We start from the raw sequence: 19,035 nt of genomic DNA on the forward strand, positions 1-19,035 counted from the left end.
CCGCTGAAGTCCCGGTAGTAGACGGTCGCAGACGTGCTGCGCCCTCTGGCTGCGTAGGAAATCTCGCCGTACTCACCGATGCCCAGTCGCCTCATGACGCCACGTTCGTTGAGAGGCCGGCCACCCACGCCTTGACGTCCTCGGGGCGGTAACGCAGTCGTCGACCCACACGGCGACCAGGAGGGCCCACCCCCTGCCCTCGCCACGAGTAAAGAGTCTGGATCGGAACGCCGAGGTAGTAGCTCGCGTCTTCTACGCTCCAGAGGCGATCCTCGGCGAGCAGGTTGCCGTTCATCCGGCAGCCCTCCTGGTTATCGAACGGGCAGTTGCCGAACGACTCTCCACAGGAGGGTCGCTGCCGCATAAAGCCTTGGCCTGCTCGTACTGCTCGCGCCATCTGCGACGTTGGACGACGGCCTCCATGATGATGCTGGCCGACGAGCCTCCGTGGCTGACGACGGCCGACCAGAGGAAGCGCGCGTCGCCGTCCGAGGCCACGACATCGGCAGCCATCCGTCGCGCCGACTCGACCTCGATGCCCGCCTCCTCGAGCGCTTGGCGGACGACGGCGGCGCGGTCAGCCTTGTGGTCCGCGAGCGTCTTCCCGGACCATCCGCGCGAGACCAGGACCCGTCGCCCACCGACACCCAGGTGCTCTCGGTCGTGCGCCTTGCTGAGGCACCGTCCGGGGACGAGTCCGGCGCTGACGGTTCGTGGTTGAACACCGAACCGCAGCCAGTTCGCGCAGTCGGGGGAGCAGGGCAGCCACCGAACCTCGGCATGGAGGCGGTCGATGTGGGCCTCGTACGAGGCGTTCGCGTCCCTGGCGTACGTCTCCCCTACGGCCTTGGTCAGATACTTCGTGAGGTAGCGGACTGAGCGGTCGGCATCTGGGGAGCCGGCGAGCAGCCCCTGGATGTCGATCTGCGATCCGAATCGGAGAACGTGCGCCGGCCGAGCGAGAGGCTGCCTGTCCAACTCGTCCAGCGCCTCGGCCCACGTTTGAAGAGGAAGCCCGGTGATCGGATCGAGGTAGTCGAGGCCGTCCCACACCGGGAGCTCACTGACGTACACAGGATCGTCCATCGGCGGCCACCACAGCTGGTGGTAAGTCGCTGTGGTGACCTCCTTGATGACGGCCCGGGGGATGGCTCCCCGAACGGCGACGTGGAAGTGTGGCGCGAGCCGCCGTTGCCCTTCGACGGCCCCGAAGTACTGCACCTTGTAGCCGGCGCACCGCCTGAGGTTCTGGAACCAGCGGTCGAGAAGTTTGGGGAAGTGGAGAGCGTCCAGAGCTGCTCGACGGTAGTCGTACTGCGCGAAGTCCCGAGGGGTGCCCGTTCCAGGAAGGATCCGTCCGTATCCCGGCAGCGTCAGCGTGATGAACATGGAGGGGCGGTAGGTGCGCCCCTCCGGCGACTCGAAGACCCGACCGACTGTTCTGTCCTCCTGTGAAATCCGCGGCAGATCCGGCGCGTCGCTTCGGCGGCTGGTTGAGCGAGTCCTGGCAACTGACTCTGGTTCAGGGAGTGACGTTTCAGCCCCGGCCACAACGACCTCTTGTAGCCGCTCAGGTTCCTCCGCGAGGTGCCAGCCCGCCAGGCACTGCGTCATCCGCAACTTCCTCGCCCGGGCGGCACACGAGGGGCAACGTGACTCTCGCGTCGACTGACAGGGCAGCGCGATGACCGAGGCTGCGCCGGTCTCCCGGTCGACGACCCTCCGCAACAACGGCCGGATGCAGACCTGTTCCTTGACGGCATACTCCTGTACCGCCTCGAGCGGAACGTCAGACAGCCTCATCGAGATCCCTCGCTAACGTCGCCCTGGCAGCCTCTCTGACAACCGCATCGAGGGATTCCCCACGGTGGAGCCGCGCATCAAGGAGAGTTCGCTCCTCGGGTGCGAAACCTCCCCAAATGCCGTACTCCTCGCCGTAGAGCAACGCGGCAGCCAAGCAGCGCCGCCTCACGGGACAGGCCACGCACGCCTGCCGTGCCATCCGCGCAGCCGGCGTTCGAAGATCGGCAAACCACGCGCCTGACCGGTCGCCGGCGCAGCGACCCCGAAGGCGCCAGCGAAGCCCGTCGAGCTCCTTGATCACGGATGGGGTAGTCCTCACGTGGGCGAGTGGCTGCCCGAAGGTGCGGAAGGCCACGCGGTGATGGTTGTCGCTGGAGGTCATGCTGCTTCTCCCTGGTCTCGGTCGTTGTGGGGCTCGTCCGAGGTCGGGGACGGCGACAGCGAGGCGGACAGACTCAGGACGTCCTCGTCACTCAGGTACGACGCGCGGACCCGGCGCACGTCTCGAGTTCCCTCGGTGCGGATGTAGGCGACGCCGGGTGTGAGCTCGGAGATGTGGTCGGCGCGGGCTCCACGCTCACGGGCGCCGTCACCGAGCACCATGTCGACCTGGATGGGGTTGTCCAACCTCATCGCGATCCGCGTCGGGAAGAGGTCTCGCCATCCGACGACGTCCTTCCCCGGGTCCTGCACGGCGGCGATGACGGTGATGCCCACCGCCCGGCCCTGGGTGAGCAGCAGCCCGAGCGAGTGCTCGATGCGTCGGACGACCGAGCGTTCCGCGAAGGCGCTGAGCGTGGCGAGCTCGTCGATGACGACGACCAGGTGCGGACTGTCGGATGAAGGACTGTGCGAACGGAGTCCGTGCGTCGACAGGTCCAGGCTGCGCCGGCTCTTGAGGTCGACGGCCTCCTCCAAGAGGTCACACATCGCCTCCGGATGCCCGCCTTCGAACCTGGCGAAAGCGCCCCGCCCGAGGCCGAGCTCCATGCCGCCCTTCGGGTCGATGGCCCAGACCTGGACCCAGCCTTGCTTGATGGCTGGCGAGAGGCCGTGGATCAGGCTCCAGAGGACCGATCCCTTGCCGGCTCCAGTTGCGCCCGCGATGAGCGCGTGTGTGCCTTCGACCCTGAAGCGCCAGGCCTTGCCGTCGTCCCCCATGCCGAGTGGCACGCCAGCGAGCGCAACTGGTCCGGCAGGTACTGGAGGCACCACCCGCGCCAAGGGGTCATGTCGTCGGAGCTCGAGCCACACGCGTCCGGGCCGGGCGAGGACTACGCGAGCATCGGCCACGTGGAAGGCGTGCCCCACGGCCTCGGCCCGCCGCGCGACATCGTCTGGTGTCAGACCCACAGGAAGCCGTAGGAGCAGCCGGTCGATGCCGGCCGAGCTGACAGTGACTCGCAGAATGATGGGAATCCTGTGCCGCGCGGGTTCATCGTGGACCACCACCCCGTGCGGATGCACGACGAGTCCGCACCGGGTCGCGACGCGGTGCCACCGGAACCGGTACACGGGAGCCCTCCACAGGAGCGCAAGCCGTGGACCGGTAACTCTGTGGAACGACTCTGGCCGCGCCAACCGCCAACCGACGAGCCCAGCGACCACCGTCGTCGCCACCCCGGCTCCCGCCCGGAGCCCGCCGAGCCAGGCTAGAACCAGACAGACGCCGAGGGTTCCTGCCGTCAGCGGGTGCCGACAGAGGACGACGACGCCCCCGACGACTAGCCTCGCGAGAAGCCAGATACTCCGCACGACGGCCTCGAGAGTCATCGACAGCGGGTCGTCGGCCTCGGTGATGATTTGGGAATGGTGCAACTTCACATCAGCTCCTGCAGCACTTCGTGGTGGAGGTCGCGGATGAGCGCCACGACGTCCCGGATGCGCCGCTCGAGCTGCAGCAGCGCCTCGTCCAGACCTCGATCGGGGCAGTCGTGGAGCATCGTCCGGAGCTGCACAATGGAGTCGTCGAGCACCTCGACCCCTCGTACAAGCAGGTGCGTGCTGGCCGGCAGGTCGTCAGGTCCGACGCCCAGAAGATTCGCCCACTCCAACGGCGTCCCGCTGCGCATCACGCGCTCCGGTTGAGGTCCGTCAAGGTCTCGGTCACCCGGACACCCGCCTCCGCGAGCGACCTCGAGGCGGAAGAGAGCATGATGACGAGCTCCTCGTCGGGGCCGGCCGCGAGAGCTACGCGCAGGCGGGTCACCTCGTCGTGGATCTCGGCGATCTGACGGGCCTTGTTCCGCAGCGCCCACGGGAGCTCCTTGCGGCCGACCCCCAAGGTCTCCGTCCACGCCACGGTGTCGACGGCACGCATGTCACGCCGCCCGGCCCTCGCTGGAGGTCGCCGACTTGGCGGCCGCCTTGCCCGGGGCGTGCATCGAGTCCGCGCGGTACGACCACGCGATCCGCGGGCGGTTGCCGTTGTCGTCGATGTAGGCGAGGGCCGTCAGTCCGTCGAACTCGACGGGCGTGAAGGGAGAGGCGCTGTCGTTGGCCGGCGGGACCGGCTGCACCTTCGCGAGGAACTTGATGCTGACCGTCTTGGACTTCTTGGGTGCCTCGGGGTCGGCGTCGAGGACATCCATCGACCAGATGAACTCGCCGGTCTCCTTGTCGGTCTGCTGGACCTTCACCTCCCGGGTGGACTGCTCGAAGTCGAGGACCGCGGTGACAGGCGAGACGATGTACGCCCCGTGTGGGAACACCTCGTGGTGCGAGATCCTGAACCGTCGTGCAAGGGCCATGGCATTTCCTTCCCGAGAACTGGATAGCCGATTCGGCTCACACCAGAAGACCGTTATCCACAGGACGCCGATACCACCTCGCGGGACGTCTCGGGACGTCCTACCGTTGTTCGAAAGGGCCGCAAACGTCCTCAGGAGGGCTCATGGCCAACGACCGACTCAGGAGCGCGCTCGCCGCCGCGGGGATGACCTCCAGCCAGCTAGGTGATCGCATCGAAGTCGACCCCAAAACGGTTGACCGGTGGGTCAGCAACGGGCGGATGCCGCACCGGTCCAACCGCCAGCGAGTCGCAGCGGCCTTGACGCAGGATGAGGCATACCTGTGGCCCGAGGCCTTCAGCGATGCATCAGCATCGCGAGCCAGCCAAGCGGAGGTCGTCGGCGTCTACCCGAACCGCGGATCCATCCCGACGGCGCTGTGGCAGAGCCTCTTCGACGGCGCGGTCGAGTCGATAGACATCGTCGCGTTCGCTGCGAGCTTCCTGCACGACACCATGCCCGACGTCGATGATCAACTGCTCAAGAAGGCGCGATCCGGGGTGCGCGTGCGCTTGGCCTTCGGCGATCCAGACTGCGCTGCCGTCGCACTTCGAGGTGACGACGAAGGCATCGGTCCATCGCTGGCTGATCGATGCCGTCTCACGTGGAAGTACGTCGAGCCGCTGCTGGGTGTATCAGAGATCGAAGCTCGAGCCCACAGCACGACGCTCTACTGCTCAATGTTCCGGTTCGACGGTGACCTGCTCGCCAACCATCACCTCTTCGGGGCTGCTGCGAACCACTCACCAGTTCTTCACGTGAGGCGTCTTGTTGGGGGCCGGCTCTTCGACCACCACATGCGGTCCTTCGAGCGGGTCTGGGACGCCGCGCTACCGCAGTAACGCCATCAGCGCTCGGACAGAACGTGCCCCGTTGGCGACTTCGTGCTCGACGTACGGGGCTATCGTCTTGAGCATGGGCAGGGTCGACTACATCGATGATCCCGAGGCGCCGACAGCGAACAGCGTCGTTCCCTCAGTCGTGGCGATCGTTCGAGACGGAGTAGGCCGAATCCTCCTGATTCACAAGACCGACAACAACCTTTGGGCGCTGCCTGGAGGGGGTCACGAGATCGGCGAGTCGATCTCCGAGACGGTCGTGCGCGAGGTCAAAGAGGAGACTGGCTACGACGTCGCGGTCGAGGCGATCACTGGTACGTATACGAACCCCCGTCACGTCATGGCCTACGACGACGGCGAGGTCCGGCAACAGTTCTCGATCGCCTTCCGTGCCCGTCTCATCGGCGGCCAAGCTCGCACGAGCAGCGAAAGCAGTGAGGTCGAGTGGGTCAGGCCTGAAGACCTCCCTGCCTTGGACCTCCACCCGTCAATGCGGCTTCGCATCCAGCACGCGCTAGAGGACCGCAACTCCCCATTCCTCGGCTGACGTGCGGCTGGCCGCGCGGGCGCAGCAGGCAAAAAGATACTCCGATGACTTAAGCACTGCGCGATGCACCGGATCGCTCGTGCCATAGCGAGCAACGATCTCAGCGATCCGGTCGGCGACGCCTGTGTCAGTGCCTACAGGTGAAACGGTGAGATCACACAGGATCAACGTGTCCAGCAGCTGCTGCGGAGGTCGCGCGTAGGCCATCAGTTCACCCAGCAAAGCTCGCTCGTCCGCTTCGAACTCCGCCCCTGTGTGGAAGGCCACGAGTGACACAACCATCGGATCCACGTTGCGCGAGGCGAGCCAGGCGGCACCGTCCAGCGCGTGCAGACCGGTGTAGGCGACGGTCGGGGCGTATCCGATGTCATGTAGCCACGCAGCTGACACGAGGGGGTTCTCGTCCACGTCGTTGGTCAATCGCTGAGCGCGCGCCGCTACGCCTTCCACATGCCGCCAACGTCGCGGGTGGGAGTCGATCAGACACCCTTCCGCGAGCTGACGTGCCTCAGAAGGTCGCATGCCTCCAAGATACGCAGCAGCCGCGGACGGGCTTGCCTAGACGCTCACCTCTACACCTACCGGGGAACGCTGGGTACTCGTCCTGGTGCTGCGCCACCCCTCGGGCTCGCGGAGCGAGGTTCCTAGTTCCTACCCGCCCCGGCTATTGACCCGCGGGAGGGCTCAGGCCACGACCCGCACGAAGGAACGGGTGGCGCCCAGCCAGTCGCCTGTAGTCTGTGAGCACTCAAGTGCAGGAGGAGCAGGTGGCGCGGACCTTGCCAGTCCAAAGGGCCAGCGGGTTGTCCCATCCGGAAGGGGTTGACCCGCCTGATCGCCTGCGCCTCTCTGTCACTGATGCATGCAACTTCGCTTGCTCTTTTTGCCACAATGAAGGCTCGTTTCAAACGCAGATTTCCTCGCGCAACCAGTTGCACCCCGAAGATATGGCGTTCTACATCCGTGCGAGCGTAACTGCGGGGGTTCGCGCTATAAAGTTGACCGGCGGTGAGCCTCTCATCTATCAGCGCGATGGCATGGACATCGTTGCTCTTTCAGAATTAGCATGCGAGACGGCGGGAGCCGAGGTCAGCGTCTCTTTGACGACCAACGGGCAGCTTCTGAAACGCTTTGCAGAACGTCTTCCGGATACGGGCCTGTCACACGTCACCGTAAGCGTTCACACTCTCAATTTGGAGACGTTTAGAGCGGATATCAGTAACTCCGGAAGCCCTCGCCAACAAATGGCGGGCATTCGCGCCGCCGCGGCCGCGGGGATGCACGTGAAGGCGAACGTGGTTGTGATGCCGGACACCGTCTCAGAGGTTAACGGTCTGTGCGCGGAGCTGTTCAGGGCTGGCGCACGCGAGGTCCGCCTTTACCCTGTCCTGTGGTCACCTTTTGCCGAGAAAGCGGCGTCTGAACTTTCACTTGCGGGCGACGATCTACTATCTCTTGCTTTCCGGGCATCGGGCCTCCCTATGACCAAGGACAGGCGTGATTACGTCTCAGCTTTCTTAGCGGCCGACAGCCCGCATTTGCCAAGATCGGTGCGTCTATCTGGTCGCGTCGGGCCTATCGTGATGGATCGCATACGTAAGCGAAACGCCGGCGGGTCCGATGATGAGGGGGATTATGCAGTGAGGATTTCAGCGCAAGGCGCCTTGCACGCACGCCTATTCAGTCCCCCAGTAGACCTATCCGTTGCCGCCTCAAGTGGAGATTTGCGGCTCGCCGTGAGGGCTATCAACTTCGCACGCAGCGAGATCTCTGGCCTTGACTGAGCTGCCAATAATCGGCCTGCCGGGCGATCACCCTCTTCCCTGCGCCCTCAATCCGCGCAGCATCAGTAAAATCCGGGCTTTCTATACTTTCGGGGTAGACCTTGGAGACTACTTCGGCGTCACCGATGATTCCATCGCCGCGCTCCAAGAAATCCGTGCCGCTGGGACGCTTCTGAGTCTTTACGAAGACGCCTTAACGGGCGTTGAAGGCTTTGCTCCGCAGGCAGATCGCATCGAAGCCGACGCAAACGAAGCAGTGAACAAGGACGGCAAGGCCGTATGGTCGGACACTTTCATTAAGACTCGGGCCTCGTGGACAACGCCCTACCCCAGCTCGTTCGATATGGGCGCAGAACAGTTGCGCATTCAGGGTCGGATGCAGAGTTTAGATGCTTCTCTGGGGGGATGGGAGTTTGACACCATCCGCGGGTACTTGACCCCAGACGGTGTGGTGGTCCTAACTGTTTCCTTCCGTCAAGATCAGGCACTCGATCTGGACGAAACCATCCGTGACCTGCGCACACTCCGACGCTTTGCGCGCAAGATGTTCGATCAACACGCCTCAAACATGGTGGGTGCCAGTTCTCCTATTCGCTCAATCCTCGAGCGTGAGGGATTCACTTGCGGCTCGCACCCGAACTCCGAAAAGGTTCGTTCTCATAGAACAATTTTCGTTCAGAGCATGCAGTGCGACTCGGGGAGAGTGTGCGACGCGCACCGCCTCCGCGACACAGCAGCCGTTGCAGGGCTTATGAATTTGGCGGCTTGGTACCCTACTTATCACGCAGAATACCGTGAGCGCTTGGCCAGTAAGGAGTTCGGCTACCGCTCAAATGAGCTCTACCTCGTCGATCGCGACACAACTCTCTGCATCCAGAGTGGGTTCTGGGACGCCGAGAATCCACTTCACCTTTATATGGGCAACGTGCTACAGGCAGTGGAGTACCACGTGGGACTGCAGGCGCTCCTACGTGGTCAACTTCAGTACGCTCGCAAGCTCTACTCGACGAGCACCTCAGAAGCATCCAGCATGGATGCGGTGGAGGGCGTGCGACGGAGTAGAGCTATCCTCTCGGGCGCGTACGAGAGCTTAAATTATGCCGTCCTGGTGCTACACGGGTTCACGCGCCGGCTGCTTCGAGCCTTGGATGAGGAATCGGAGATTTCGGCGATCCTGGAGGACGTTGAACGTCGCGTCGAGAACGTTTCTGACTCTGTGACGCTGCAGGCCTCCGTCTCAACGAGCCTGATGTCGGCGAATCTGCAAGGTTTCGGAAATGCGATTAACCGTCGCGTCTTGTGGGTGACGGTAGTCAGCGCAGTGGTCGGGTTGATCGCACTCTTGGTCGCGCTGCTCTCACTTTCTCAGTCTACACAGGATGGGGCAGCAAAGGACCACAATCCGACTCGGTCGACGACAGCTATCGCGCAGATACGCTATTCGGCCTTGAACGGCGACGATGATCTATTTGACTTGCCCCCTTCTAATCGTCGTCGCGATCTTAGTTGCACGGCGGCGCTCTAAGCGTTTCTCGACGGAAGCGGCGCCCTTGACACCTGTTTGGTTATCGATCCCGTTCAGCGCGTCGGACCATCCACCACTCTTTGCCCTCGGCCCTACGGCCTTTAGGGTCGTTGTTTTCTACTCGCGTCGGGCCTGCCCGCGACGACGTCGTCGTCGCCCCACGGTCTGTCAGCGGACAGATCTATAACTTTCACCTCGACGGTCCTCCCGGACGCCGGTGCGTGGATTACCTGGCCGTCAGCGACATAGAGAGCCACATGGTGGTAGACGCCGCTTGAGTCCCGAGGATCGTGAAAGAAGAGGAGGTCGCCTGGGCGGATCTCTGTGAGGGGCACGTGAGCCACAGCCGCAGCTTGATCGCTGGCGACTCGGGGAAGGGTGATTCCGGTCGCTTGGAACCAGACGTAGCGCGTGAAGCTAGAGCAATCGAAGCCAACGACCCCTGTTCCGCTACCGAATCCCGGACCGGGTCCGGTCAGCGTCCCACCTCCCCAGGAGTAGGGGACGCCGAGCTGGCTCAGAGCTACATCGACGACCTTGCTGTCCTGGTTAAGGCCACGAGCCGCAGCGCAGGAAGCAGCGGCGATGCTCGGCGCGCCCACCAGCTGACGCGCGGTCGCCTCCCACTTCGCGTACGCAGTCGGGAAAGCGCTGACCTGGACCGCCTGGGCGGCCTCGGCCACTGGGAGCTCGAGATACCCCGGAACGCTGAGCAAGCCTCGTTGTCCGCCATGACCCCCACGGAAGAACATCGACGTCGACTGGATCGGATCGAGGCGCTCGGCGCGGCTACCCCAGGCATCCCGCTGCTGGAACATCCCGATCGAGTCGCGGTCGCCGAAGGGCAGGTTGCGCAGGCCTGATTCTTGGAGCGCCGTGCTGATCGCAACTACCCACCCTTGTTGAGGAACACCGAGTTCTCGACCGACAGCCACGATGGTCTGGGCGTTGGCCAGCTGCTCGGAGTCGAAGGACGAGACGCTCACTACAGCTGGACGATCGACGGTCCCGCAGCCCATCACGGCCGGCTCGGAGTCAGAAGGCTCGCCTGCGAGCAGCGACATCGTGAAGACGGTCAATGCGAGGAAACCGACGAGTGCCACAGGCAGCACCACAGCCAGAACACGCACGAGCAAGCGCCACAGGCGCCGCTTCAATTCGGCAGCGGCAAGAGCAGTGACCGGGTCCACGGCTCAACCCATCGCCCTGCCGACGAGAGCTGGGGACTCCTCGGGCTCGATGCCGTCGACAAGCCACTCGGAGCGAACTCGTTCGAGGCTGACGAAGACTGCCCCGCCATCCGTGGGAACCCGCACCCTTGCGGAGGCCGCGAAGCGCTCAACGGTCTCGGCGCTTCCCAGCGCACGCGAGGCGGGGACGCTGGCTGACGAGGAGTCACGCAGCAACCTGGTGAAGCGAGCCGTCGCAAAGGAGGAGCACTCGGAGCGCCACGAATCGACATCCGCGTCAGGACGAGCCCAGACCTCGGTGAACGCGAGCGCCACATCCTCCGGGGCTGCCCTCGACGAGGACGAGGTGGGGCCGGGGCGGGGGGCAGATGGAGCATCGCTCGATAAAGAGCGACCTACGGACGAGAGAGGCGTCGCCTCAGTAACCGGTGCCTCGTCGACCGTGGGCTCGCCCAGCGCGGAGACCCGGCCGAGCGCGCCGACCAGCGTCGTCGCGACCAGCAGCGTGACCGCCAGGTTGCGCCAGGACCACAACGGCCAGCGCCACCACTCGGGCCGGCCGCTAGTCATGACGCCTCCGCCTGTTCCGTCGGGACCGCGTCGGAGTGCCGCAGCATGGCCCCGGTCCGCGGGTCGTACACGAAGTGCCCGAGGCCGTCTTGGTCGAGCTGCTCGTTCGCACCGTGGGCAGGCTCCGCGCGGACGGGTTGCAGCCGGGGACTCGGTGCTGGTGGCACTAGCTCACCGGCGACGACGTCCGGCGAGACCTTGGTATCGGGCAGTCCGCCGCTCTGGCGGTGCACGTCGTGGGGCATTGGCGCAGGTGGTGTCGCAAGGTCGGATGCGGCCTGGCGGCCCATCGAACTCGGACCTGCGCTGATGAGATGGGCAGGAACGACCGTCGACCGGCTCAGGCCACCGTCGCTCGTGACGTCCCAGACCACGCGCTCCCGGCCGAACGTCTCGCTGCGTGGTGGCCGTGTCCCCGCTCGTGGCGTCGCACCCTCGCTGGGGATCGTCGGCTCGGGCGCGGAATCAGGCGTCTCCTCGATCGCGTGCTTCGTGCCGTCGTTCACGCCCTGCCGGGTGACGAGATATCGAGTCACCTGCCGTCCGATGCGACGGCCCCGACTCCGACGGCCGGCATGGCCGAAGATCCTCGTGAACGACAGCAGGGGTGCCGTCAGCACGAACGCCGCGAGCGTGATGACGAGGCATAGGACCAAGGCCATGATGCCCATTCCGGCGTCGTCCGCGGTGCTGAGGACAGCCGTGATCGCGGCGGTGTAGATCACGGAGCCTGCCGAGAACGCCACGACATTGATGACCGCGGCACCGCCGATATTGGCCATCTGCTTCACGATCCCGGACATCGGCGCGAACACCCCCACGACCGCAGCCGCGGGCAGGAACATCACGAGCAGGCGCAGCATGACGAGGCCGGCGAGCAGGAAAACGTCGGCCACCAGCCGGAACAGATCGACGAAGACCGCGCCGAGCAGCGCGAATGCTCCGGTGCCCATCCGTCCGCCGGCCTTCCCCTGGAGGACCGCGTAGGTGGCGGGGTCCTCCTCGGCGATCTGTTCGGCAGTCTCTTTCCAGGTGGATGCCTTGCCCTCCGTCAGCTGCTTGCTCGCCTCGGGCGTCGTTGCCGCTGCTTCCTCGGACCACGACACTGCGCTGGCCCGGAAAAGGGCTGGGCCCCAACGCTTCGCGGCCGCCGAGTCAGAGGACCCCAACTGGCCGCGCAGCCACGCGTCGTACAACACCCGGTCGACAGTCAGCGCTCCCTGCCCGCGGGCAGCTCCTTGGCCAGCTGGCGTGGGCCCATCGACCCCGCCCGTCCGCGCTTGGAGGGTCCCAATGGTCGAGGTGATCGCGCCGTCGAAGAACCGGCTGGCCTGGGACGGATACTGCGTGATAACCGCGACGACACCAAGGATCAGTACCGCCCAGACCGCTCCTCGCAGGACGCCCGGGAAGTGCCCGCGTACCGCCTGGAGGAGCAGCATCGCGGCAACACCGAAGAGGGCGACGCCGCCCCACGGGCTCCAGATGGCGTCGCGCAGCCGCTGGGTCACGGTGCCGACGACTTGGTCGAGTGGGCCCATGTACGAGGCCGGGTCGGCCACCTTGTTGTGGAGTCCGTTTGTCGCCGCGGTCAGCCACACCGCTGTCGACAACATGACGTTGCCGATCATGGTGTCGGTGGTGGCCGATGGGTCTCGCACGGATCCGCCGCAGCCGAGGTCGTAGGTGTTCCAGGTAAGGCCGGCGTATCCGTACTGGTCGTAGATGCTCGTAGTCGGGTTGTTCGCGAAGGGGTCTGCATTCGGTGGCAGAGGGTCGGGCTTGGGGTCCAGAGCTCCTGCAAGGCCGGTGCCAGGGCGTCCCGGCAGTGGTGCGTCCTTGCAGTCCGGGATCCCCGGAATGCTTGGAGCCTCCACTGCACGGTGCGCAGTCGAGGGTGGGCTCGCAAAGCCGTTTGGTGCGCCGCCGATCGCCAGCACCCCTACGGCAGTGGCCGTCCCGAGAATGGCAAGGAGCCTCTGCATTCTTCCCATGTCAGGCGCTCTCCTGCAGCACGTCGCTTGCAGCCTCACCCAGACCCGGCGCCGTCGCAGCGGCGCGCCGAGCGCGGGTCTTCGTGGGATCGGCGGTGGTGTCCAACGCCTCGAGCACCTCGGGGTGGGCGGACAGGTCCATCCGGATCCGCTCCACTCCTCCGGCGCCGTCGCTGAACACGAACTCGCGAGCACCCCGCCGTCCGGTGGCATTCGGGCGCGACAGCGACTCGAAGATCGCCTCGTACCCCTGCCCGGTCTGGATCCCAGGGATGAACCGCAGGGCGTCCTTCTGCGCCTGCTCGTCGGTCAGGCGGCCGATGAACGCGGCGGACACGAGGTTCGCCAGATCTAGCCGCAGCAGGTCTGACGGGTTCTGGCTGGCCATCAGTACGCGGGTGTTGTGCTTGCGGCTGTCCCGGCCGGCGCGCTCGATGAAGCGCCGGCCGGTGGTGAACGTCGACAAGGCCCATGCCTCGTCGATGAAGATGCCCTTTCGAGCATGGGCATCGCCGAGGTACATGCCCCGCTGCGCCAGCCAGGCCGCGAGGTAGAGGACGCACATGCTCAGCCGCTCATCGAGGTCCTCAGTCCCCTTGCTGTGCTCGTCGGGGAACGCTAGGCCGCGCAGGGAGTACACGGTGAGCAGCGCCTCGTCGGAGCCGTAGTCGTTGCGGTAGCCGGACGGGAACAGCAGGCGACCGTGGCCGGTGTGGGCTGCCTCGGAGAGGAAGTCGCGCATGTACCCCGCGTGCCGACGCAGCTCGTCGTCACCGGAGATCTGCCCGAGGGCGGCAACGACGTCGCTCAGGCTCGAGGTGCTGGTTGCCGACACTGCACCGACGGCTCGCATCAGGGCGACCTCGGTGAGGACGTGGTCCTGCATCTGTCGGGGAAGGATCGATCGCAGCACGCTGCTGGTGAGGAGGCGTCGCGTGTCGGCGGCGTTCTCCTGAGCGGCGCGCCATTCGCCATCGCTGTCGTAGTGCTCGCGCCGCGGTTCGGCGATGACGCGGTACGTGCACAGCGCGCCCGGTGGTGCGTCGAGGAGGTCGACGGCCTGGGACACCGCCGCGAGCTGTGGGAGCCGACAGAGCGCGGTCAGGCGCCCCGATGGGTCGAGGACCGTCCACGACACGCCCTGCATCACCGTGCGGTAGATGATGTTGCCGCCAGCGGTGGACTTGCCCCCGCCGAGCCCCGCGCAGATCACGGCCAGCCCGGACTCCTCGGCCTGCTCGGTGGCCAGCCAGGGCTCCCAGGCGACCACGCGCGCCGAGGTGCCGGAGGTCTCCCCGAGGTGGATGCCGACGCGGTCACCGACCTTTGCCGTCGCGGTCGGGACTGCGGCTGCAAGGGTCGTCACGGGCATGCGACGCCGGTAGGCCGTGGTGCCGAGCTTCTCGCCGGGGATGAACTCGCGGGCAACGGCGTACTGGTCGGCCGGCCGGGAGATCGTGATCTGCGGAGCGAACAGCTGACGGACTGCCGCGGCGCGCTCGAGCGCCTCCTCTTCGGTCTGGCCAGAGACCGCGAGGCGGTACCAACCTGCGGTCCGGGTGCTGAGCCCGGAGAGGCCGGTCGAGAGCTCGTCCTCGGCGTGCAGCGCCTTCGACGCCTGCCGGTCGAGCGCCCCCGGGGCGGGCTCGGCGTGCTCGACCTCGTAGTGCTCCTTCTGCGAGCGGATCCGCTGGATGTTCCGGCGCATCGCTGACCCGACTCGTCCGGCGTCCTCGATGCTAATCCGCGCGGACCACTCGATCGGGAACGGCAGCTGGTCGGTGCGCTGGATCCACGGCACGCCGGGTGGGATCTCGAGGTCGGTCATCCGGCCCACCGAGAGCACGCAGACATGCCGCTCGACGATGGCTCCGTTGGCCTCGCCTCGGACGCTGATGGTCCGTCCGTACGGCACGGCCGACCAGGTGACGTGGTCGGTGAACTCGTGGAGGTCGTCCTTCTCCCAGTCGGGGTGCTCTGCGGTTCCGAGAGTCAGCGGGGCGGGGAGTCCGAGCGAGCAGGAGCGGTGGAGCAGCCATTCGAGCTCACGCGGGGTGGCCGGGGTTCCGTCCAGCCCGGGGTGGCGCAGGAGGTCGTCGATCTCGCGGACCGGCTTGGCGAGGGCGGTGACTTCACGATCCGCCATGCGCGGCGCGAGTCCGCTCAGTGCGTGGAGCAGTCGCCTCGTGCTGCCGAGGTCGACCCCGAGGTAGACCTCCTTATCGGCCATGCTCCTGCCGGCGAGGTGCAGTTGGTCGCGGATGAGGTGCTCGGGCCATCCGGGCAGTGGCGCGGGAGCGTTGGCGTCATGTGCCTCGGCCCATCGCGACACCGGGTACGGCCTCGTCGTGACGCGCAGGTGGAGGTTTCGGCGCGACAGCTGGGCGAGCGCATCAGCGGTGTCGATGATCAGCTGCTCGCGCACGGTGTCGGGTCGGAAGGACCAGCCTTGCGGCCCCATCCGGTACCAGGCGGTGACCCGGTCGCTGGTCACGGTGCAGTGGCCGGTGATCCGCCGCAGTGACAGTCCGCGGCTGCTCACGACTCGCTCCCAGACGTGGATCCGGTCGCAGGGGAGTGGTTACCCCGAGGCCGGGTCCGACCCGGACGCGCGGGGACTGCGCGGATCCGGGCCGGACGAATGGTGGCGGTCGTCATCCGCGTGGTCGCGCGCGGTGCGCTGATCTCGTTGGCGAGTCCCCTCAGGACCGCGCTGACGGGCCGGTCGTGGTCGACGACGCGCAGGATCAGCTTCGTCACGGCGACGGTCACAAGCATCGAGTAGGCCAAGGCGAAGAAGCCGAACCCGATGCCGAGGCGACGCTCGAGCATCTGGACCAGGACGAAGACCGCGGCCCCGACGCCGTAGGCGACGTAGCGGGCCCGGAAGGGGAGGGTCTTGCCCGGAGGGCCGAGCCAGACCGCGTTGACGTTGTAGATCTCGTCATCGACCGCGAGGCGCATGGCTCAGCCCGTGATGAGGCCGGCGAGCCAGGTGCCCACGTCGTCTGCTCGGCCGGTGGTGGCGATGCCCAGAACCCCGAGAGCGATGACGACGCCGGCGACGACGCGCATGGCCTTGGCGTTGTCTCCGCGCTGGGCGAAGACGAAGAGCATGACGGCGATGAGTAGCAGGAGCAGCGGGATGATGTTGTCCTTGATCCAGGACTGCAGGTTGGTGGTGTCGCCGGTGGCGCTGGCGAGCGCGACGAACTCGTTCACGGTGTCCCCTAACGTCGAGCCTCGGAGGGCCCGGAATGGTCCTCCGAGACCTAGTCGGCTCCGCTCGGGGTGCTTCGTTCAACAAGAAGCAGAAACCCTTACCAAGACTTTGAACAGCCGTGCTCGTGGACGGTCGCGTTGGGTGGGCTGGCTCCCCCACTCCCCATCATCCGGGCCCGCCGGAACGCGTCAAGGGCGCCCACGGCGTCACTGCGTGATGGCCGACGGCCACCCTTGACCCACTCCGCCGGGCCCTACAGCTGCTCCGCTAAGGGGATCAGCCTCAGACAGGTGAACGTCCTCGGCAACTACTGCGCGCCTGCATGAACTGCGGTTGGGCCTTAGACCACGGCCTGAAGGATCTTCCTGCGGTAGTAATCAGCCCACTCACCACCGAAATCCAACCGTGCAAGATGCACCCGGCTTGCTGCGCCGGCCAGAGCACGCATGTGACCGTGCTGAGCGATTGGGTGCGCGCGCAACCTTTCCTCTAGGTAGGCACCGAGATGTTTTCCGCTGAGCAAGGGGAAGTGCCCGTTTCTCCTCAACGCCTTTGAAAGTCTCTCCTCGATGACTTGCCGCCTCACCACGGGATCCTCGCAGGTCGCCGTGGTGGAGACCAGCTCTGACTCTGCCGCCGCAGCGATGTCGCTTACGGGACCAAAGACGGGCGAGTTGATACGAGACTGGCTTTTGGGCTTTGTTCGACACTGCGAGCCAAGCGCGACTGATATGACGCACAGTTCCAGCCATGTGGACCATTTATCAGCCAGTTCATGCTGCCATTTTCCTAGGTCAGCGGCCACCCTGGCCGCTTCACCGTCGGACAGGGAAGCCAAATCCGCCAGCGCACGGACGGGGTCCGCACTGTCGAAAACTTCAGCCTCAACGTTGTACGTCCGCGTCAAGGCTATATTCTTAGTTCTGGGCAACTGACTCTTGATGATCGGATCGAAGTCTCTATCCATAAAGAAGAGTGCGCTCACCCTTCCGCGTGAATTTGCTTGATTCAGTTTTCTCTGATCGCGCAAATACTCATAATATTCCTCCAAGCCCGATTTTCCTTCGTGGCCCTGCACGGCGACTATTCGCTCCACAGTGTATTCGAAGCCAGTCGCCGCCAGTGCAGTTCTACTAATGCCATCATAGAACGGTACGTCGAGTTCACGCCCCTCGACAAAAACGAATAGGCGATAGCGGCTGGTCTTCATGCGCCACGCCATCGATGCGGGCGTTCTCTTCGGTCGACCACCCGAAGACGGCATGGAGCCGCTCACAACTCGAAGATTTTCGACTCAGGGACAGTGGCTAGGATTTCTGGCGAATGGGTGGCCAGGACCAGTTGGCAATCTGGATTTACAGTCTTTATCGACGCAACGAGCCTTGATTGCCAGTCGAGGTGCATCGACAGTTCGGGCTCGTCGACAATAAGCGGGTTGAACTCTGCGCCGAGCGCCTCAAGAAGGAGGAGAAGAAGTTGACGCTCACCAGAGGAGAGCGTGCGAAGGTCCAGATGTCTTCCTTCGACATCGAAGCCAATGGTGTGCGCTCTAACCACCGCCCTTTTGGATCCTGAAAACAGGTCGTTCAGGAGGTCCTGCAGGGCAATCATTGGACGCTCCGCCTCGTCGACTTCGAGGTTCAGATCCAAGATGCTAGCGACAATCTCACGTTGCGTCGGCTCCGACACGTAGCGCTTGATAAAGCTGCTCTTGTTGATCCGTCCAGACACGCCTTGGCCACGCAGGAAGTCTCTGACAATGGCGTAAGCATCTTCGGCGTCGAGCTGGAGTCCGCGCTCGTGCCTTGTGCCCGCAAAACTGAGCTCCATCACGCGCGCCAACCCGCGGCGTTGCGCCAAAGCCTGAGCTTCAAGAGACTGGTTGCTTACTCGGATCCAGAGAACTTTGATGGCTTCGGCAAATGCGTCATCGAAGGCAGACTCGTCCATAGCTTCACGCCTGCCGGAGACCCTTTCTAGCGGACGGGAGCTCGGGCTCAGCCTAGTAATTGGCAGGTAAGCGTGAGCGAAAGACCGCGACGCGTACTCAACATTTGCAGGTTTAGTCATCCATCGCAATTCTCGTGCGACCTGAGCAGTCCTGACTCTGCGGCTTTGAACTTCCTGCTCTTCTCCCCATAGATCCAATTCCCCGGCCATAGCAGCAGCAGGCTTGGTAAGAGTCCGAACGAACGACTGCTCCCTGTGATGGCTATGAAACCGAACGACTGCTCTTTCAAACGCGACGTTCGTCAGTCCCGCCGCGTCGTTACGCAGCGCGCTATCCAGAATACGAAGAAGTGATGTCTTGCCACTTCCATTCAAGCCCCAGAAGACGTTCAAGTCGGGGTGCAAGTCGAAAGCGACTGCACCTTCCCGTCCTGCTAGCCCTTGGACCTCGACTGACTCGATGCGGGTCATGCGCGTTACCAATCTGATAGCCGGGCGGAGACTTATACCCGAGTGGAGGTTACGGAGGGTGCAGCTGCGGTGACTCTAGCGCGGCCTGGGCAGCAGATCCTCCGCGTTGTGTGACCGCCACCCACCTGCGCGCAGCGAGGCGTCGGAGGCCACAAGCTAAACAGCTTGCCCAGCAGAAGATGCTGAGTTCGGGGGGCACTGATCCGGGCTCGAGGACCACCCAGCATTTGGGATGCGCGATGCCGTCACGGTCCGCCTGATCGCTGCGCCGGCCATCCCAGAACGCTGCGGCTGAAGTTGTCAATCGACTTGGACAGCGGCGCACCGTTCAACTCGGCGACTGCTGAGTG

The 19,035-nt window shown here is 64.9% G+C and carries 19 protein-coding genes and 1 pseudogene; 4 read left to right on the forward strand and 16 right to left on the reverse strand.

The window, feature by feature from the left end; genetic code table 11:
- Positions 1-91: 91 nt before the first annotated feature.
- The 8 genes and pseudogenes from HL663_RS01485 to HL663_RS01515 all read right to left on the reverse strand — a co-directional run bounded on the left by HL663_RS01485 (position 92) and on the right by HL663_RS01515 (position 4,514).
- A complete protein-coding gene (locus HL663_RS01485; RefSeq protein WP_353654109.1) occupies positions 92-397 on the reverse strand; it encodes a helix-turn-helix domain-containing protein in 306 nt (101 codons plus the stop codon).
- A complete protein-coding gene (locus tag HL663_RS01490) occupies positions 292-1,803 on the reverse strand; it encodes a replication initiator (RefSeq protein WP_173026730.1) in 1,512 nt (503 codons plus the stop codon). The genes HL663_RS01485 and HL663_RS01490 overlap by 106 nt, the downstream gene beginning before the upstream one ends.
- On the reverse strand, positions 1,790-2,185 hold the full coding sequence (locus HL663_RS19435; protein WP_173026731.1) for a WhiB family transcriptional regulator: 396 nt from the start codon (positions 2,183-2,185) through the stop codon (positions 1,790-1,792). Before HL663_RS19435 ends, HL663_RS01490 begins: the two co-directional genes overlap by 14 nt.
- Complete coding sequence (locus HL663_RS01500) at positions 2,182-2,976, reverse strand: FtsK/SpoIIIE domain-containing protein (protein WP_173026732.1); 795 nt, start codon at positions 2,974-2,976, stop codon at positions 2,182-2,184. The genes HL663_RS19435 and HL663_RS01500 overlap by 4 nt, the downstream gene beginning before the upstream one ends.
- Positions 2,977-3,102: 126 nt before the next feature.
- Positions 3,103-3,576: pseudogene (locus HL663_RS19490) on the reverse strand (hypothetical protein); the annotation flags it as partial.
- Between the two features lie 47 nt (positions 3,577-3,623).
- The gene (locus HL663_RS01505; RefSeq protein ID WP_173026733.1) at positions 3,624-3,875 is read right to left on the reverse strand and encodes a hypothetical protein; all 252 of its coding nucleotides are present in this window, start codon (positions 3,873-3,875) and stop codon (positions 3,624-3,626) included.
- A complete protein-coding gene (locus HL663_RS01510) occupies positions 3,875-4,123 on the reverse strand; it encodes a hypothetical protein (RefSeq protein WP_173026734.1) in 249 nt (82 codons plus the stop codon). The genes HL663_RS01505 and HL663_RS01510 overlap by 1 nt, the downstream gene beginning before the upstream one ends.
- 1 nt (position 4,124) lies before the next feature.
- A complete protein-coding gene (locus HL663_RS01515; protein WP_286175852.1) occupies positions 4,125-4,514 on the reverse strand; it encodes a plasmid replication, integration and excision activator in 390 nt (129 codons plus the stop codon).
- A gap of 182 nt (positions 4,515-4,696) precedes the next feature.
- On the opposite strand from HL663_RS01515, the gene HL663_RS01520 reads away from it, so the two are divergent.
- Together HL663_RS01520 and HL663_RS01525 are read left to right on the forward strand one after the other, a co-directional pair.
- Positions 4,697-5,434 (forward strand): XRE family transcriptional regulator, encoded by a 738-nt coding sequence (locus tag HL663_RS01520; protein ID WP_173026736.1) that lies wholly within the window; start codon positions 4,697-4,699, stop codon positions 5,432-5,434.
- A gap of 73 nt (positions 5,435-5,507) precedes the next feature.
- Positions 5,508-5,978 (forward strand): NUDIX hydrolase, encoded by a 471-nt coding sequence (locus HL663_RS01525; RefSeq protein ID WP_173026737.1) that lies wholly within the window; start codon positions 5,508-5,510, stop codon positions 5,976-5,978.
- Here HL663_RS01525 and HL663_RS01530 read toward each other — a convergent pair.
- Complete coding sequence (locus HL663_RS01530) at positions 5,946-6,500, reverse strand: HD domain-containing protein (RefSeq protein ID WP_173026738.1); 555 nt, start codon at positions 6,498-6,500, stop codon at positions 5,946-5,948. The two genes, HL663_RS01525 and HL663_RS01530, sit on opposite strands and share 33 nt — an antisense overlap.
- Before the next feature lie 218 nt (positions 6,501-6,718).
- Here HL663_RS01530 and HL663_RS01535 point away from each other — a divergent pair, with 218 nt between their 5' ends.
- Together HL663_RS01535 and HL663_RS01540 are read left to right on the forward strand one after the other, a co-directional pair.
- Positions 6,719-7,762, forward strand: a complete 1,044-nt coding sequence (locus HL663_RS01535; protein ID WP_173026739.1) for a radical SAM protein — start codon at positions 6,719-6,721, stop codon at positions 7,760-7,762.
- A complete protein-coding gene (locus HL663_RS01540; protein WP_173026740.1) occupies positions 7,755-9,287 on the forward strand; it encodes a hypothetical protein in 1,533 nt (510 codons plus the stop codon). The genes HL663_RS01535 and HL663_RS01540 overlap by 8 nt, the downstream gene beginning before the upstream one ends.
- 101 nt (positions 9,288-9,388) lie before the next feature.
- Here the strand turns inward: HL663_RS01540 and HL663_RS01545 are convergent, their stop codons facing one another.
- The 7 genes from HL663_RS01545 to HL663_RS19495 form a co-directional block, all read right to left on the reverse strand.
- The gene (locus HL663_RS01545) at positions 9,389-10,477 is read right to left on the reverse strand and encodes a C40 family peptidase (protein WP_173026741.1); all 1,089 of its coding nucleotides are present in this window, start codon (positions 10,475-10,477) and stop codon (positions 9,389-9,391) included.
- A gap of 566 nt (positions 10,478-11,043) precedes the next feature.
- Positions 11,044-12,678 (reverse strand): hypothetical protein, encoded by a 1,635-nt coding sequence (locus HL663_RS01550; protein WP_173026742.1) that lies wholly within the window; start codon positions 12,676-12,678, stop codon positions 11,044-11,046.
- Positions 12,679-13,042: 364 nt separating this feature from the next.
- The gene (locus tag HL663_RS01555; RefSeq protein WP_173026743.1) at positions 13,043-15,583 is read right to left on the reverse strand and encodes an ATP-binding protein; all 2,541 of its coding nucleotides are present in this window, start codon (positions 15,581-15,583) and stop codon (positions 13,043-13,045) included.
- Positions 15,580-16,005, reverse strand: a complete 426-nt coding sequence (locus tag HL663_RS01560; protein ID WP_173026744.1) for a hypothetical protein — start codon at positions 16,003-16,005, stop codon at positions 15,580-15,582. The genes HL663_RS01555 and HL663_RS01560 overlap by 4 nt, the downstream gene beginning before the upstream one ends.
- Before the next feature lie 3 nt (positions 16,006-16,008).
- Positions 16,009-16,263 carry a hypothetical protein gene (locus tag HL663_RS01565; RefSeq protein WP_173026745.1) on the reverse strand — a complete coding sequence of 85 codons (255 nt, stop codon included), beginning with the start codon at positions 16,261-16,263 and terminating at the stop codon, positions 16,009-16,011.
- Positions 16,264-16,604: 341 nt separating this feature from the next.
- Positions 16,605-17,474 (reverse strand): hypothetical protein, encoded by an 870-nt coding sequence (locus HL663_RS01570; RefSeq protein ID WP_173026746.1) that lies wholly within the window; start codon positions 17,472-17,474, stop codon positions 16,605-16,607.
- A gap of 62 nt (positions 17,475-17,536) precedes the next feature.
- The gene (locus HL663_RS19495; protein WP_173026747.1) at positions 17,537-18,685 is read right to left on the reverse strand and encodes an AAA family ATPase; all 1,149 of its coding nucleotides are present in this window, start codon (positions 18,683-18,685) and stop codon (positions 17,537-17,539) included.
- Positions 18,686-19,035 lie beyond the last annotated feature (350 nt).

Origin of the sequence: Arthrobacter sp. NEB 688 (genome assembly GCF_013201035.1) — a bacterium.
GTDB lineage: Bacteria > Actinomycetota > Actinomycetes > Actinomycetales > Dermatophilaceae > Phycicoccus.

Excerpts from the sequence above, each read along its gene's own strand:
- HL663_RS01560 (WP_173026744.1), bottom strand. The coding sequence starts at position 16,005 with ATGCGCCTCGCGGTCGATGACGAGATCTACAACGTCAACGCGGTCTGG.
- HL663_RS19435 (WP_173026731.1), bottom strand. The coding sequence starts at position 2,185 with ATGACCTCCAGCGACAACCATCACCGCGTGGCCTTCCGCACCTTCGGG.
- HL663_RS19495 (WP_173026747.1), bottom strand. The coding sequence starts at position 18,685 with ATGACCCGCATCGAGTCAGTCGAGGTCCAAGGGCTAGCAGGACGGGAA.
- HL663_RS01520 (WP_173026736.1), top strand. The coding sequence starts at position 4,697 with ATGGCCAACGACCGACTCAGGAGCGCGCTCGCCGCCGCGGGGATGACC.
- HL663_RS01485 (WP_353654109.1), bottom strand. The coding sequence starts at position 397 with ATGGCGCGAGCAGTACGAGCAGGCCAAGGCTTTATGCGGCAGCGACCC.
- HL663_RS01505 (WP_173026733.1), bottom strand. The coding sequence starts at position 3,875 with ATGCGCAGCGGGACGCCGTTGGAGTGGGCGAATCTTCTGGGCGTCGGA.
- HL663_RS01510 (WP_173026734.1), bottom strand. The coding sequence starts at position 4,123 with ATGCGTGCCGTCGACACCGTGGCGTGGACGGAGACCTTGGGGGTCGGC.
- HL663_RS01570 (WP_173026746.1), bottom strand. The coding sequence starts at position 17,474 with ATGAAGACCAGCCGCTATCGCCTATTCGTTTTTGTCGAGGGGCGTGAA.
- HL663_RS01550 (WP_173026742.1), bottom strand. The coding sequence starts at position 12,678 with ATGATCGGCAACGTCATGTTGTCGACAGCGGTGTGGCTGACCGCGGCG.
- HL663_RS01530 (WP_173026738.1), bottom strand. The coding sequence starts at position 6,500 with ATGCGACCTTCTGAGGCACGTCAGCTCGCGGAAGGGTGTCTGATCGAC.
- HL663_RS01525 (WP_173026737.1), top strand. The coding sequence starts at position 5,508 with ATGGGCAGGGTCGACTACATCGATGATCCCGAGGCGCCGACAGCGAAC.
- HL663_RS01490 (WP_173026730.1), bottom strand. The coding sequence starts at position 1,803 with ATGAGGCTGTCTGACGTTCCGCTCGAGGCGGTACAGGAGTATGCCGTC.